We start from the raw sequence: 16,608 nt of genomic DNA on the forward strand, positions 1-16,608 counted from the left end.
AAGATACTATCTTTCTTACTGTAAAGTTAAGGTTGATTTCTATATTTTTCGGTAAGGCGTATACTCTTCCTTCCTGAATTTTAATATCCGCCTCCCAGGGCATGATATAAGTTGATTACACCTTGTATTTCATCGAAACGGTCTGTAATTGTATTCAGTTCTGCCTGCAACAAGGTCTGGCGTGCTGTAAGAACTTCCAGATAGTTTTGTGAACTGTGTTGCATCAGCAGTTCGGAACTGCGTAATGCCGAACGGAGTGAAACACACTGTTGTTCGTCGATAAGAATACGTTGGCGTGCGGTTTGCCATTGTACCAGCGCATCGTTTACCTCGGCACCGGCATCAAGAAGACTTTGACGGAAACTGAGCAGAGCTTCTTCCTGTTGTGCCTTGGCAATTTTCAGGTTGGCAATGTTTTTTCCTTTGTTGAACAAGGGTTGTACCAAGGAACCAACTGCAGAAAGCAACCATTGTCCAGGATTGGTAATGGTGCTTCCTGCTGAATTGGTCCATCCGGCAGAACCACTCAAGGTTATACTCGGATAGAAAGCCGAGCGGGCCGAATTGGTGGCATAATAAGCTACGGCCAACTGGCTTTCACTTTGGCGAATATCGGGTCTGCGGCTTAACAGTTCGAGAGGAACACCCGTAGAGAGTGTATCCGGGAATTCCTGCGACTGGAGAGTGGAACGCTCTATTTGCTGCGCCGGCATACCCAATAGGGTAGAAAGTGAATTTTCCATTTCGTTGATTTGCTGCTTTACAGATAAAACGGAAGCTTCTACAGAAAGTTTGTTAGCTTCTGTTTGTGCCACAGCCATTTCGGTTGCCTGTCCGGCCCGTTTCAATGCTTTCATGGCATGCAGGCTTTCTGTCCATGTCTCTGCAGTACGCTGGGTGATTTTCAACTGTTCATCCAGCATGAGTAATGTATAGTAGCTGTTGGCAATAGTAGCTACCAGTTGGGTTTGCACAGCCTGTTTATAGGCTTCGCTCTGTTCGAGTGCAGCCTGTGCTCCCCGCTTGGCATTGAGCAGCTTGCCGAAAAGATCTATTTCCCATTCGGCAGATACGGCTAGATTATATGTTTTAGAAGGCTTGTTTCCATCAAGGCTGGTCAATGCTCCTTCCGGGTTTAGCGAGACAGAAGGCAGGTACGACAAGCGTGAAGTCATAAGTAAAGCTTCTGCCTCTTTTACTTTAAGCCGTGCTATGTTTAAATCGGTATTATGAGCCAGCCCTTTTTCGATGAGTGCTTGCAACTGTTTGTCTTGGAAAAGTTCTTTCCATGAGAGCGAAGCAATTGAAGCTGTGTCTGCTGTTTCTGTAGGATTTCGGAAAAGACTGTCGGACACAGTGACAGATTCAGGCCGTTCATAGCTCCGGTATATATGACAACTGCTTAGGGTAGAGACAAGCAGAAATAGGATGATTGTTTTTCTTTTCATGCATGTAAATCTTTTAAAATCAAATTATTCTTTTCTCTCCGGCAATTTCCGTTCCGGCATCAGCTTTTCTTGCAGGAACTGGAATACCATGAATAAAGGTGGTACGATGAAGAGCAGTGCGATTGTTCCGATAAGCATTCCTCCTACAGTTCCTACCCCGATGGAGATATTACCGTTTGCACCTACTCCGGTAGCAAACATCAGAGGAAGCATACCGAAAATCATGGTAAGTGAAGTCATCAGAATGGGGCGGAGGCGAACTTGAGCAGCAGATACAGCAGCTTGCATGATTGTCATACCGTGGCGCCGGCGTTCCGATGCATATTCGGTCAGCAGAATGGCTGTTTTAGAAAGCAGACCAATCAGCATAATCAATCCGGTCTGAAGATAGATGTTGTTTTCCAGTCCGAACATTTTGGCAAAAAGGAAGCTGCCCGCCAGTCCGAAAGGAACGGAAAGAATAACGGCAAGAGGTACAAACAGACTTTCGTAGAGAGCACAAAGAATGAGATAGATGAATACTACACAGATGACAAAAATCAGTGTCGTTGTATTTCCGGTGTTCGACTCTTCGCGCGACATACCTCCAAATTCAAAACCATATCCTGTGGGAAGTGTCTGTGCTGCTACTTCCTGTATGGCTTGAATTGCCTGTCCGGAACTGTAACCGGTAGCTGCGGCTCCGTTTACCTGAATAGCAGAAAACAGGTTGAAACGTGTCAGCATTTCCGAACCATACACACGTGTCAGTTTCAGGTACTGACTGATGGGACTCATCTCTCCCGAGTCGTTGCGTACAAAAATGCTGTTGAGCGACTGGGTATCGAGACGGAACTGGGGAGGTGCTTGTACCATCACACGATATAGTTTGGAAAAGCGGTTCATGTTGGATGCATAGTTACCTCCGATGTATCCGGAAAGAGTGCTCAGTACATCGGAAGGTGACACACCGTTTCGTTTACAACGGGCTGCATCTACTTCCACAAGATACTGGGGGAATTTTGTATCGAATGAAGTGGTCGCTCGTCCTATCTCTGGACGTTTGTTCAGTTCATCAAGAAAATCACGGGTATATTTCAACAGGTCTTCTGTACTGCCGCCTTTCTGGTCTTGTACGTAAACTTCGAATCCGCTGTTTACTCCATATCCGGGAATCATAGGGCGGGTAAAAGGCATGATTTCGGCACTGGATATAAAGGCAGTACTTCGCTTGATTTCTTCCATTACGGCATCAATGGCATCTTCTTTATCCGGACGTTCGCTCCAGTCTTTCAGACGGATGGTAAACATACCGTTGCAGGCTCCTTGGCCACTTAACATGGAGTTACCGGTCGTATTGGAGTATAATTCTACTTGCGGAATGGTTCGCAGGCAACTGTCTACCTGTACCATTACCTTACGTGTTTCCTGTACACTGTTCCCCGGTGAAGTGCGTACATCGATAAATACGGTACCCATATCTTCGTTGGGAACCAGACCGGTTTTGGTAGTCGACATCAAGATACCTAAACCTGCACATGCAATTACCAGTAGTGTAGCCGACAGCCATTTACGCTTGAGCATAAAGATTACTCCCACTTTGTATTTGTTGACAAGGCGGTGAAAGGCTGTATCGAAAGCAATATGGAAGCGGGAAGAAAAACTTAGCTTTTCTCCGCCTTCAGCATCTTGGTGGGGAGTCATAATCAGGGCACAGAGAGCCGGACTCAGAGTAAGTGCATTGAGTAGGGAAATAGCTACCGCCGCTGCCATGGTTAATCCGAATTGCGTATAGAATGTTCCGGTAGTTCCGCTAATAAAACTAACCGGAATAAATACAGCCATAAAGACAAAGGTAGTAGTAACCAAAGCAGAAGTAATACCGTCCATTGCATCAACGGTGGCAAGATAAGACGACTTATATCCTTCATCGAATTTGGCCTGGACGGCTTCTACCACCACAATGGCATCGTCTACTACCGTACCGATTACCAGTACAAGAGCGAACAGAGTCAGCATGTTCAGACTGAATCCTGCAATAGAAAGAAAGGCGAATGTTCCTACCAGTGATACAATGATAGATAATGCGGGAATGAAGGTAGAGCGCAGGCTCTGCAAAAAGACATATACTACAAGTACTACCAGTATGATGGCTTCGATAAGTGTTTTAATTACACTCTTGATAGAAGCATCGAGGAAGTCTTTCGTACTCATAAGGTCTACAATCTTAATCCCCTTGGGTAATGTCTTGGAGATTTCGGCTATTGTACGGTCTATTTCCTCGATGATTTCGTTGGCATTCGAACCGGAAGTCTGTGCAATCATGATGTTACAGCCCGGGTGTCCGTTTACTTCACCAATGTAGTCGTAGGCACGTGTACCCAATTCAACGGTGGCTACATCTTTCAGCCGCAGTACTTCTCCGTTGGGCAATGACTTGATGACCATATTTTCGTAGTCAACTTCATTTTCGTAGCGCCCACGATATTTGAGTACATACTGAAAAGTGTTTTGCGATTCTGCTCCCAGTGTACCGGTTGCAGCCTCTATGTTTTGTTCGTCGAGTACAGTTGATATATCTGCCGGAACCAATGAGTATTTTTGCATTTTGCCCGGATCGAGCCAGATACGCATGGAGTATTCGTAACCGAATACATTCACTTCACCTACACCGGCAATACGTGAAAGTCGTGGCTCGATATTGATTTTCATATAGTTCGTCAGAAATGCTTCGTCGAACGAATCATCCGGACTGTATACAGCCAGCTGTTTGATGTTACTGGTCTGTCGCTTACGTACGGTGATACCACTTTTGGTTACTTCGGCTGGAAGCAATCCTTCAGCTGTAGCAATACGGTTTTGTACGTTGACAGTAGCCATGTCCGGGTCTGTTCCCTGACGGAAATAAACGGTAATCTTTGCTGAACCGTTGTTGGAAGCAGTGGAAGTCATATACATCATATTCTCTACACCGTTCAGAGCTTCTTCGAGTGGAACTACCACACTCTTCTGTACCGTTTCGGCATTGGCTCCCGTATAAGTAGCAGATACGCTGACCGTAGGAGGTGCAATTTCCGGGAACTGTTCGATAGGTAGTTGAGACAAGCCTATGAATCCCAAAATAAGGATAAGTACGGAAATAACACCGGCAAGGATAGGACGGTCGATAAATGTTCTTATATTCATAGTGATTGGTTATTTTACAGGTTGGGTTGTTGAAGTTGTATCTACTATAGTGCCTTCACGCATCAATCCGGCACCTTCGGCAATGATGATGTCTCCTTTCTTTAAACCGGAGAGTACGATGTATGTCTTGCCGTCATTATACTTATACACGGTGATGGGGGTAGATTGTGTTTTTCCTTCCACTACTTTCCATACAAAGGTGCGATTCTGTAATTCGTAGGTAGCGCTTTGAGGAATTATAATACAGTCTTTATGTTCGGTAGGGACGGATACAGTTGCACTTCCTCCGTTACGCAACCAATGTTTGGGGTTGGGGAATGTGGCACGTAGCATTACGCCTCCTGTACCCTGGTCTATTGTACCGCTTATGGCATCGATGCGTCCGGTATTCTGATAGATAGCTCCGTTGCTCATTGTCAGACTCACAGAAGGAAGCTGTTGACAGGCTTCTTCCAAAGAACCATATTGCTGCATAAGGTTCAGCATCTGGCTTTCTGCCATAGAAAAGTATGCATAAATTTCCTGATCGTCAGAGACGGTAACAAGTGGTTCGGCAATACTGCTGTTTACCAAAGCTCCTACGCGGTAAGGAATCATACTTGCGACTCCGTCTACCGGACTTTTAACTTCGGTATACGACAGATTGTTGCGGGCATTGGTTTCTTCTGCCTTTGCCTGTGCTACCGCAGCTTCTGCTTCACGGAGCTGGTTCTGGGCTGTTTGACGATCGAAATCAGAGACTACTTTTTCACGGAACAGTTCTTCTTTGCTGTCAGCAGTCAGTCGGGCGGTATGCAGTTTGGCTTCTGCACTTTTTACATTGGCCAATGCTGTTTCCAATGCTGCGCGGTATGGTACCTGATCAATAATGAAAAGTATCTGCCCACGTTTTACGGCATCTCCCTCTTTTATGCATATCTGAGTGATTGTACCACTTACCTGAGGACGTACTTCAACAGATTGTCTTCCTCGTAATGTGGCTGGATAAGTAGATTGTAAGGTTTGGTTGGTAGTAGTTACAGTGAGTGTCTTGTATTTTTCTCCAGAGATGTGCTGATCTTTGTTGCCGCATCCTGTGAGCAGTGACAGGCAACATAACGTCATGAGATAAATGCGTGTCTTGGTGTTCATATTAAGAAGTTTATAATGATTTTTCTATGATAAATACAAACTTATATAGAACAGGATAGAAAACAATGTGTGTGGTGACTAACTGGGCAGATGTGGTGACGAACGTTCTTGCTTATATAGCACATTCATGCACGAAATGCATTATCTTTGTTGAGGTAAAAGTTGTTTGTATGAAGAAAAACCGTATTCCTCTTTGCATCGATTTGCTTTTTTGTCTGGTAATCATTCCTCTGGCCATTATGTTATTACCGGTCGACCGCTGGATTACTCATAACACGGCCTTTCTTTTTACACTTGTAGCATATGTGTATTTACTTTATTTTGTGTATCGTCTAGCCTGTTTACCCAAACTTTTTATGCAACGGAAGTTTTTACGTATAGTTCTGTTGCTTGCTGTCTTGATTTTGATGACAGAGCTGCTGACTTTTTTCCCTATGCCGTCGGAACATATTTCAGCCGATTCGGAGAAAATGGCTGCCAGAATGAATATGCGAAGACAGACTATCTGGTTTTTTTTCCTTGTGGTTACGGGCTTTTCTTTAGCTATAGAACTGACCAATGAACTGTTCCGTCAGATACTTTCCAAACAGGAAATGGAAGCGGAGAAAAACAAGGCCGAACTGGCTCTCTACAAGGCACAGATTAATCCTCATTTTCTTTTTAATACCCTTAATACTCTTTATGCATTGGTACTTTCGGGGTCGGATAAAACAGAGTCTGCTTTTGTAAAGTTCTCAGGTATTTTGCGCTATATGTATGCTCAGAGTGGCTCTGAACTTATTCCGGCTGAGGCTGAATTAGAGTACATCCGTCAATACGTAGATTTGCAGAAACTTCGTCTCAACAGACATACGGATGTAGAGCTTGTGGTAGAGGAAGATGAGATGCAAATACAGATTCCACCTATGATACTGATTACTTTTGTAGAGAATGCGTTTAAATATGGAGCTTCATCTGAAAAAGATTGTAAGATTTCTATTTATATTAAATTGAGCCAGAATGGTTTGCTTCTGAAAACAGAGAATGCTGTAATGCGTTGTCCGGACAATGAAAGTGGAGGAATTGGTATCGCCAATTGCCGTAAGCGTCTGGAACTGCTTTATCCCGGGCGTTACGAGTTGCATACGGGTGAATCAGATGGAATCTACCGAGTGAGATTGGAAATAAAAATGAATGACTGATTATTAAAAAAAACAGCCTTATGAATGGTGTACTGAAATGTGTGGCAATAGATGATGAGCCGATGGCTTTGCTGGTTATAGAGCAGTTTTGTAAACGTAAAGGAGGAATGGAACTGACTACTTTCAGTGAGCCTCATATTGGTTTGAAGGAAATACGCCGTACCAATCCGGATCTTGTTTTTCTGGATATTCACATGGATAGCATCAGCGGACTGGATATAGCCGGAACATTACCGGAGGGTTGCTGCTTTATTTTTACCACTGCGTATGCAGAGTATGCACTTGAAGGTTTCAATCTCGATGCGGTAGACTTTCTGCATAAACCATTTTCTTATGAACGCTTTGAAATTGCTGTCGAAAAGGTGTTGCGTCGTATCGAATTTCGTCGTTCGTCTGTACCGGAATGTTTGGTGGTAAAGCAGGAATACAGTAATGTGAATATTCCTCTTAATGATATTCTTTACATTGAAGCATTGGGAAACTATGTAAAGATAGTCCGCTCCTCGGGAGGTCATGTGCTGACCCGTACTAATCTGAAGGCTATAACCGATCTTCTTCCTGATAAAACCTTCTTGCGTATTCATCGCTCGTATGTAGTATCTGTGTCGTCTGTAGTTTCTTTTACCCGGACGAAGGTAGAACTGAACGGTGTGGCAGAATTACTTCCTGTAGGTGCACAGTATGCCGGACAGGTAGTAGAAGTGCTGGGAAAATAGTATATAACCAATAAAGGCATTGGCTTTTTCTGCCAATGCCTTTGTTTGTATTTATGCAAATTGTATATCGTTCTGTTTCTTGTATCAGAACCATGCTACAGGCTGGTCGCCCATCACGAATTTGAGATTTCCTCCCTTCATGATATCTGCATAATCAATCCAGGCCTTCTTATAATCCTGACCATTCAGAATGACATGCTGGATATACTTGTTTTCTTTTCCTTTATTTTCCTTTTCGATAGTAAACTTACCTTCAGGAACATTGATTTCTACTTTGTCGAAGAGGGGATAACCGAATACGAATTTTCCTCCTGCCGGTTCTACCTGATAGAATCCCATTGAAGAAAGGACATACCATGCAGACATCTGACCTACATCCTCATTGCCGGATAATCCGTCGGGTTTGTCGGTATACATAGTATGAAGAATTTCGTTCACCCGTTCCGCAGTCTTCCACGGCTGACCTACCAGTGTGTAGAAGTAAGTAGTATGGTGTCCCGGTTCGTTTCCATGTGCATACTGTCCGATGAGGCCGCTGATATCGGGAGAGGAACTGTCGCCCATGTGGCTGTCGACGATGAACAGTGAATCCAACTTGTTGACAAAGGCCTCTTTGCTTCCGAAGCAACCTACCAACCCTTCCACATCGTGAGGAACCAGCCAGGTATACTGCCATGCATTACCTTCGCAGTAGTCATCGTCTCTGTGGGTCGATGCACAAGGATCGAAAGGTGTACGTATGGAACCGTTGAGCATTTTTCCTCTCATAAATCCGGTTGTCGGGTCGAAATAATTCTTATACGACTTGCTTCTTTCCAGGAAATACTTGTAGTCATCCTGCTTGTTCAGTTTTAATGCAGCCTGTGCTACACACCAGTCGGCAATGGCATATTCCATGTCGTATGCAATGGCTTCTTTCATCAGGTCGGCAGGGATAAATCCGTATTTGATACGATGCTCCATACCACGTTCGGGCAACATAGACGATTCTTTCAGTGCCTTGTATGCCTCTTCCATGTCGAATCCTTTTATACCTTTCAAGATAGCATCTGCTACTACGGGTACTCCCGGATTTCCTACCATACAGTCTGTTTCACATCCCATGAGGTGCCATACAGGCAGTTTGCCTTGCTGCTGGTAGATGTGAATCATGGTGTTGATGATGTCGCTCATTTTTTCCGGATGAAGCAGAGTCATCAAAGGCTGTGCGGCACGGTATGTATCCCACAAAGAGAAAGTAGTGTAGTTTACAAATCCTTCTCCTTTGTGCATGTTATGGTCGGCACCGTAGTAATCACCGTTTACATCACAGAATACAGAAGGAGCAAACATAGTGTGATAAAGGCTTGTATAGAAAATCCGCTTCGAAGCCTCGTCGTTTGTGTACACTTTCACCTTATTCAACTCATTGTTCCATGCTTCTTTGGCATCTGCAATGGTCTTTTCGAAGTTCCATCCGCTCAACTCAGTCTGCATGTTGAGCTGTGCATTCGCTTCAGAAGTAGGAGAGAGAGCTACCTTCAAATAAATTGGTTCTTCTTGTCCGGCTGCAAAGTTTACCCGGGCAAAGAGCTTCTTGCCTTTAGCTTCTTTTCCACTCTTTGTTGCATTGTCTGCAATAAACTCTACGTTTTCAAACTTCTTGGAGAATACGGCCGTAAAGAAGACACGCTGGTCGCTGGACCATCCTGTAGAGTAACGGTATCCGCTGACAGTGCTGTCGTTTACCACCTGTATAAAGGCTTCGGTCGGTGCATCCCAGCATCCTCCGTTCACCATGTCGAATACGATAGCCGGCTTTTCGTCTGCAGGGAAAGTATATTTATGGAATCCTACTCGTTTGGTAGCAGTCAGTTCCACATCAATATCATATCTCAGAAGATGTGTCTTGTAATATCCGGGAGTGACAACTTCCTTCGAACGGTCGGAGTACGACCATAATCCGGTATCGTATGAAGATTCATCTCCTCGGGCATAGGTAACTTCTCCTGTCACAGGCATAACGTTGATGTCGTGAAGGTCGCCGATACCTGTTCCACTAAGATGCGTGTGTGGAAATCCTATCACTGTAGAGTCGGATACATGATATCCTGATACCCAATCCCACAATTGCGGGATGCTGCTTGGTCCCAGTTGTACAAATCCGTAGGGAACATTAGCTCCATAGAACACATGGCCGTGGCCTCCTGTTCCTATTTTCGGATCTACAAAGCACGTAAGATCTTCATTCGCTTCCTGTACGGAAGTGGAGTTGCTTCCACACGCAGCGAATAATGCTGTGGCTAACACCGTCAGTACGATTGGTTTTTTATTCATTTCTTTAAGTTTTATATGAAAGGTAAATAATATGCTATAGTATTGATTAATAGTTGTGTAACGATAATATTGTCTGGGCTGTCTTCCCTTTTTCTTATAAGTATGCCCTTATCATTCCGTTTACAGCGTATAAAGATATGAGATTTTATGGTCTGACAGACGGTTTTTGCAAAGAATTTGTATATCAGTAGAAAAATAGATGAGCTAAGGTTTTGGAGTTGCTTCTAAATAATAAAAGTCGAGAATGGAGTTGTGTATATTGAAAAACTGTCTATCTTTGCTTTTGTAATCTTTTGATTATTAATGCAATAAATTAAAATATAATGGATTTGAATATGAATTTAAGAAGTAACGATTATGTTCTCAATCTGTATTCTCAGATTAAGGATTTGAGTTGCGAAGATAAAGAAAAGAAATTACTTGGTGTATTCAAAGAATTGGCAGAACATATATTAAGCGGCTATTTTCTGATAAAGAAGAATCAAAGTGATTCTTTTGTAAAAGTGCATCCTACTTGTGTGGAGTTTTATTGCCACGAAGAAGGGGAGGGTAAAGATAAAATCAAGGATTATAGTGTTTATCACAGAAACAAAGAGGATAGAACGTTTGATAAATCCGTTTTTCCACTTGGAATACTTCACAATCATATTTCAGGAATAGATATGACATTCGAACAAGGGGAGGACTCTGCAAATGCCATACGCTTGTCGGCATTGATCAGAGAATTTCGTATAGATGATAGTGGCAAAAAAGAAGATAAATATGATATGGAGTATATTAATATAGAGAAAAAGAAAAATGGCGGTATCGTGACAAAGCCAACTTATCTGTACGATGCACTCTATTCGCAATTTTCAATTTTTGATGGCTTTAGTATACAGTGGATAGATGGAGAGAAAAAAGCGGTATTAGAAGAAAGTTCAGAACCGAGAATTAATGTGCCGGAATATGAAGTGGAGAATAATAAGCATGTACCTGTCCCTAAAAAGGACGTTGTAAATAGAAACGATTTGACCAAGAATGGAAAATACAAGCAATGTCTTAGAAAATGGAAGTTTAAATTAAAGCAATAATCTAATAGCTGACTATGAAGCCAATGCTATATTCAAATAGTATGAAATCGCCTTTTTAATACAGACATATAATGTAGCAGGAATAAAAAAGTGAAGAGAACTTTTGGAAGTTTTAATCAGCGTCGTTGAATGTAGAACCAGCGTTGTTGGCTATACATTCAACGACGCTGTTTGTATAGCCGACGTCGTCAAATTAAACTAATGAATAGAATAATAGATTTATATTATTGATAATGAATACCTTTTCTACGGATGACTGAGAAAATTTTTGTTTTACCCAATAGCCTGAATTGATATAAAAAAGAAAGAGACCATCTCAAAATGATTTGAGACAGTCTCTTTTTAATTTTTTCGAAGTAAAAGAATCGATTATGCTTCAGCAGGAGCTTCAGTTGCTTCTTCAGCAGTTGCTTCTTCTGCGTTAGCAGCAGCTTCTGCTTCAGCTTTTGCAGCAGCTTCAGCAGCTTTCTTTTCAGCTACTTTCTTAGCGATTTCTTCGTTTACTTTCTTTTCAGCTTCCATACGTGCTTTTGCGTCAGCCTTCTTAGCTTCTTCTTCTTTAGCTTTCAAAGCAGCCAAACCGTTCTGCTTGTTTTCTTTCCAAGCGTTGAAACGAGCTTCTGCAGTAGCTTCGTCGAATGCACCTTTAGCTACACCACCCATCAAGTGTTTCTTCATGTAAACACCTTCACGAGACAAGATGTTGCGTACAGTGTCTGTAGGCTGTGCACCTACCATTACCCAGTGGTATGCACGTTCGAAATTCAAATCTACTGTGGCAGGATTGGTATTTGGGTTGTAAGTACCAATTTTCTCAGTAAATCTACCATCACGTGGTGCTCTTGCATCTGCAATAACAATTGAATAAAACGCATAACCTTTGCGTCCGTTTCTCTGCAATCTGATTTTAGTTGCCATTTTTACTTGTTAAATTTTTAAGTGAATGATTTGAATTATGCCAATATCCCGTATTGGCGGGTGCAAAGATAAAGCTTTTTATTTGTTTTACAAAGCGTTGCAGCTCTTTTTGTGTAATTTTTATTTCTTGGCACTCATGCTGGCTTTTATCAGGTAGACGATGAGGCAGATATAAGCAAGTAAAGATACTACCTGACTCAACGGATTGGCGAGCCATTCTTCGTTTACGAGATTGATGCCTCCGAAACGCATTGCTGCACTGACTACTCCCATCAAGGCTCCACCGGCAATGAATCCGGAAGCAAGAAGAGTTCCACGTTCACCACGTGCGGTGTTGGCTGCTTCATCCTTGCTGCGGGTAGTAACATACCAGTTGACTGCACCACCTACAATAAGAGGGAGGTTCAGTTCGAGTGGAATGAACATACCCAATGCAAAGGCGAGGGCAGGAACTTTGAAGTAAGTCAGTACCAATGCAAGCACTGCACCGATACCATAAAGCAACCAGGGTGCTGCTACTCCGTTCATCAGCGGGTCGATAACGGCAGCCATGGCATTAGCCTGAGGAGCGGCAAGCGCACCCGAAGAGAATCCGTATGTTTTGTTCAAAATCATGATTACTCCACCTACAGTTGCAGCCGATACCAGTGTACCGAGGAATTTCCATGTCTGCTGTTTGGCTGGAGTACTTCCTAACCAATAACCTATCTTCAAGTCGGTAATGAAACCACCTGCCATAGAAAGAGCGGTACAAACTACTCCACCCATCACCAGTGCAGCTACCATACCGGTTGCACCCTTCAGACCGACTGCCACCATTACGACAGAAGCCAGAATAAGGGTCATCAGTGTCATACCCGATACGGGGTTGGTACCAACGATGGCGATGGCATTGGCTGCTACGGTAGTAAACAGGAAAGAGATACCAGCTACCAACAGAATAGCTACTGCCGTATGGAGCAGATTACCCTGCATTACATCGAAATAGAAGAATAAGGCAATCAGTACCAGTGTAATGATGGAACCGATGGCAATGATTTTCATGGAAAGGTCGCGCTGGGTGCGTGATACGCTGGCTTCAGCTTTCTTACCACCCATTTCTTTGGCTGCCAGTCCTACTGCACTCTTGATGATGCCCCATGAGCGTACGATACCGATGATACCTGCCATGGCAATGCCTCCGATACCGATACTTTTTGCATATTCGGCAAAGATGGCTTCAGGCGACATGCTGCCTACTGTATCGGTGAGAGAAGGATTCCATGCATTCAGTACCTGGTCGCCCCAGATAAGAGAGATACCCGGTACGATGATAAGCCATACAGCCAGTGAGCCGGCACAGATAATGGCTGCATATTTCAAGCCGACAATGTAACCAAGTCCTAATACGGCAGCTCCGGTATTCAGTTTTACCACAACTTTGGCTTTCTCTGCAAGGAGTTCACCCCATCCGCATACACGGGTGGTGAAGTTTTCGTTCCACCATCCGAAGGTAGCTACGATGAAGTCGTACAATCCACCAATCAGACCCGCAAAAAGCAGAGGTTTTGCCTGGCTTCCGCCTTTCTCACCAGAGATGAGTACCTGTGTACTTGCTGTTGCTTCGGGGAAAGGATATTCGCCATGCTTTTCGCTGACGAAGTATTTGCGGAAAGGAATCAGGAAAAGAATACCCAATATACCGCCCAACAATGAGCTGATGAACATCTGGAAGAAATCGACTGTCATTTCCGGATATTTGTCCTGAAGAATATATAGTGCTGGCAGGGTAAAGATAGCACCGGCTACAATGACTCCGGAGCAGGCTCCGATGGACTGGATGATGACATTTTCCCCCAATGCATTTTTACGCTTTGCTGCACTGGATACACCCACGGCGATAATGGCAATGGGAATGGCTGCTTCGAATACTTGTCCTACTTTCAAACCTAAATAGGCTGCGGCGGCTGAAAACAGAATTGCCATCAGAATACCCCATAGAACAGACCACAGATTGACTTCCGGATAATTTTTTTCGGGAGACATCAACGGATGATATTTTTCTCCCGGTTTGAGCGGGCGGAACGCATTGTCTGGAAGACCCGCTTGTTTTTCAATTTCTTCTTTCATGTGTTTTTTATTTGTTGTTTTTGATTTAATGCCAATGAATAGTGCCCAAAAGTAATAAAATTCGGATAAATAGGTATAAAAGAGAAAGAGAAACTTGGAAAAGGCTTTCCAAGTTTCTCTTTCTTATCTGATTTGCGGCATAAGCCGGCAAAAATTAGTGGCAGAGCATGTCTTCGCTGATAGCTTTGAATTCTTTTTGGTCAGCTTTGCGCAGGCTGATGCTTCCGTCATTCCAGTTGGAAGGCCATCCTCCAACTATATGTCCCAGAAATACAGCTTTAATTTCATGCAATCCTTTGGCCAGTGCTATGGATGTATCGTGACGAGAGAAACGTTTTGTTTCACCACCGTTGCTGATTATCAGCTTACCGTCAATCCATACTTCTTCCAAGTCAGATGACAGATAGTATACACCGTCTTCAGGGATATTGACGTATCCGGTAGCGATAGCTGCATACTGTTTTACTCCACGCATTGATTCCGGAGCAGGTACCTGACTGGTGAGTTCACGGGTTTTCTTGATGACTTTAGTAGCTTTGGGCTGAAGGTTTGCTTTTTCGAAATCCTGCATATTCAGGAACATACCGTCGAAGATCTGCATGTTCAGTCCAGAAGCTGTCTTGGCAACTTCTTTAGCTGGAGCCAATGCTTGTTTTTCTACCTGAATAGTACGTACAGTACTCATTTTTCCAGAAGGCATTACGGAAGCAATCTTCAGTGTAGTTGTTTCACTGATAGAGATAGGACCCGTGTATACAGTAGACTGTGCAGTAGGTTCACTACCGTCGAGTGTGTAGACCATTTGCATTGGGCGAGTCGTTGTAAATTCCAAAGATGTGCTGTCAACGAAAGCTACAGTGTTGCAAGAACCATTCGGCTGTTCCGGCATTGGAATATGGTAATTGATACCGTATTGGTCTAAGCGTACGCAAGCATTGTTGATGCGGCGTGAAAAGTCGCTGAAGTCTTTACGGTCTACTGGAGTCCATCCGATTTCTGCTACAGCCAGAATACGCGGGAAGGTCATATAGTCGCGTTTTGCATCACTGTAAATGTATTCAGACCATACATTTCCCTGTACACCCAGAATAAACTCTTCTTTTCCCATTGCAACCAATGTGTCGGGCATTGGATTATAGCTGTAAGTTTTTTCCAAAGTGCTGTATCCACCGATAGTTACCGGTTCAATCTTTGAATCACCTTGATAGTGGTCGAGATACATACCGTTTCCACCCGGTGTCATAATCACAGTGTGATTTGTCAGTGCAGCAGCAATACCGCCTTCTTCGCCTCTCCATGACATTACAGTTGCCGAAGGAGCCAGACCACCTTCCAGGATTTCATCCCAACCGATAAGCTTCTTTCCTTTGGTTTCAAGATATTTCTCAATGCGGCGGATTACGTAGCTTTGCAATCTTTCTTCTGCAGTGTGACCTTTGTCAGCTTTCAGACCTTCTGTGGCAATACGTTTCTGGCAGGCAGGACAAGTTTTCCAATTAGCTTTAGGACATTCGTCACCACCGATGTGGAAATATTCGCTTGGGAAAAGAGGTACCATTTCATCGATAACGTCTTGCAAGAACTGGAATGTACTTTCTTTACCCGGGCAGAATACAACATCTTCTACTCCCCAAATGATACGTGGATTTCCTTTTTCGCCTTTACAAGAGAGTTCAGGATAAGCAGCAATAGCAGCCATGCCGTGTCCTGGCATTTCCAGCTCGGGAACAACTGTGATAAAGCGGTCTGCTGCATATTTTACAACTTCTTTAATTTCTTCTTGTGTATAATAACCACCGTATTCAGTACCTTCTCCATCTATACGCTTAGAACCTATTTCTGTGAGTTTGGGGTATTTCTTGATTTCAATACGCCATCCCTGGTCATCGGTCAGATGCCAGTGCATACGGTTGATTTTGAATAAAGACAATACATCAATGTATTTTTTGATATGTTCTACACTGACAAAGTGACGGCAAGGATCAAGCATCATACCACGGTACTCAAAACGGGGTTCGTCTTTGATGCTGACAGCTTGTGCTCTCCACTCAATTCCTTCTACCTTTTCAGCACTTTCAATTTCTGCGGGAAGTAATTGCATGAAACTCTGCATTCCGTAGAACAGGCCTTGAGCTGTTTTAGCAGCAATCTGTACTGAATTTGAAGTGACATCCAGTGTGTAGCCTTCATCGTTCACTTCCAGCTCCGGATTAAGAGTCAATGTGATGTTACCTTGTTCAGCTACAGTAATCTGATAGCCGGTAGACTGACTCATTTTTGCAGCAAAGAACTCGGCAATTGTTTTAGCTTCGGGTGAAGTAACACCGAATTTTGTTCCTGAAGACAGTTTGAAGAATCCGTCTTGCTGTACTAAAGACTGAGGCATTGGGATGATGTTGATTCCCTCGTTGTAAGGTTTTACCTCACCGGTTGCACTACCACAAGCAGTCAGCAGTCCTAATGAAGCACCAATGCACAGGGTTGCTAAAAAGTTTTTTTTCATGGATAATAGAGGTTTAAAATTTGATATTGATAAAAATATGTCGATACT

Annotated in this window: 10 protein-coding genes; 3 read left to right on the top strand and 7 right to left on the bottom strand. The window is 43.4% G+C overall.

All coding sequences use genetic code 11. From position 1 onward, the window contains the following. Positions 1-80 precede the first annotated feature (80 nt). The 3 genes from O6P32_RS07815 to O6P32_RS07825 are packed head-to-tail and all read right to left on the bottom strand — an operon-like array spanning position 81 to position 5,744. Positions 81-1,448: an efflux transporter outer membrane subunit gene (locus O6P32_RS07815; protein WP_269877800.1), complete on the bottom strand. Its 1,368-nt coding sequence runs from the start codon at positions 1,446-1,448 to the stop codon at positions 81-83. A 24-nt stretch (positions 1,449-1,472) separates the two neighbouring features. After that, a complete protein-coding gene (locus O6P32_RS07820; RefSeq protein ID WP_269877801.1) occupies positions 1,473-4,613 on the bottom strand; it encodes an efflux RND transporter permease subunit in 3,141 nt (1,046 codons plus the stop codon). A gap of 9 nt (positions 4,614-4,622) precedes the next feature. Next, positions 4,623-5,744 (bottom strand): efflux RND transporter periplasmic adaptor subunit, encoded by a 1,122-nt coding sequence (locus O6P32_RS07825; RefSeq protein ID WP_269877802.1) that lies wholly within the window; start codon positions 5,742-5,744, stop codon positions 4,623-4,625. Positions 5,745-5,914: 170 nt separating this feature from the next. On the opposite strand from O6P32_RS07825, the gene O6P32_RS07830 reads away from it, so the two are divergent. Beyond that, entirely contained in the window at positions 5,915-6,925 is a 1,011-nt protein-coding gene (locus tag O6P32_RS07830; RefSeq protein WP_269877803.1) for a sensor histidine kinase, read from the top strand. A 20-nt stretch (positions 6,926-6,945) separates the two neighbouring features. Further along, positions 6,946-7,641 carry a LytR/AlgR family response regulator transcription factor gene (locus O6P32_RS07835; RefSeq protein WP_269877804.1) on the top strand — a complete coding sequence of 232 codons (696 nt, stop codon included), beginning with the start codon at positions 6,946-6,948 and terminating at the stop codon, positions 7,639-7,641. An 84-nt stretch (positions 7,642-7,725) separates the two neighbouring features. On the opposite strand, the gene O6P32_RS07840 is transcribed toward O6P32_RS07835, so the two are convergent. Further along, complete coding sequence (locus O6P32_RS07840; protein ID WP_269877805.1) at positions 7,726-9,957, bottom strand: GH92 family glycosyl hydrolase; 2,232 nt, start codon at positions 9,955-9,957, stop codon at positions 7,726-7,728. Positions 9,958-10,292: 335 nt separating this feature from the next. Here O6P32_RS07840 and O6P32_RS07845 point away from each other — a divergent pair, with 335 nt between their 5' ends. After that, positions 10,293-11,030 (top strand): hypothetical protein, encoded by a 738-nt coding sequence (locus O6P32_RS07845; RefSeq protein WP_269877806.1) that lies wholly within the window; start codon positions 10,293-10,295, stop codon positions 11,028-11,030. A 369-nt stretch (positions 11,031-11,399) separates the two neighbouring features. Here the strand turns inward: O6P32_RS07845 and O6P32_RS07850 are convergent, their stop codons facing one another. The 3 genes from O6P32_RS07850 to O6P32_RS07860 form a co-directional block, all read right to left on the bottom strand. Beyond that, positions 11,400-11,948 carry a 30S ribosomal protein S16 gene (locus O6P32_RS07850; RefSeq protein ID WP_269877808.1) on the bottom strand — a complete coding sequence of 183 codons (549 nt, stop codon included), beginning with the start codon at positions 11,946-11,948 and terminating at the stop codon, positions 11,400-11,402. 120 nt (positions 11,949-12,068) lie between these two features. After that, positions 12,069-14,057: an OPT family oligopeptide transporter gene (locus O6P32_RS07855; protein WP_269877810.1), complete on the bottom strand. Its 1,989-nt coding sequence runs from the start codon at positions 14,055-14,057 to the stop codon at positions 12,069-12,071. Between the two features lie 154 nt (positions 14,058-14,211). Next, entirely contained in the window at positions 14,212-16,560 is a 2,349-nt protein-coding gene (locus O6P32_RS07860; RefSeq protein WP_269877811.1) for a family 20 glycosylhydrolase, read from the bottom strand. Positions 16,561-16,608: the final 48 nt, after the last annotated feature.

Source organism: Phocaeicola acetigenes (assembly GCF_027529745.1).
Lineage (GTDB): Bacteria > Bacteroidota > Bacteroidia > Bacteroidales > Bacteroidaceae > Phocaeicola > Phocaeicola acetigenes.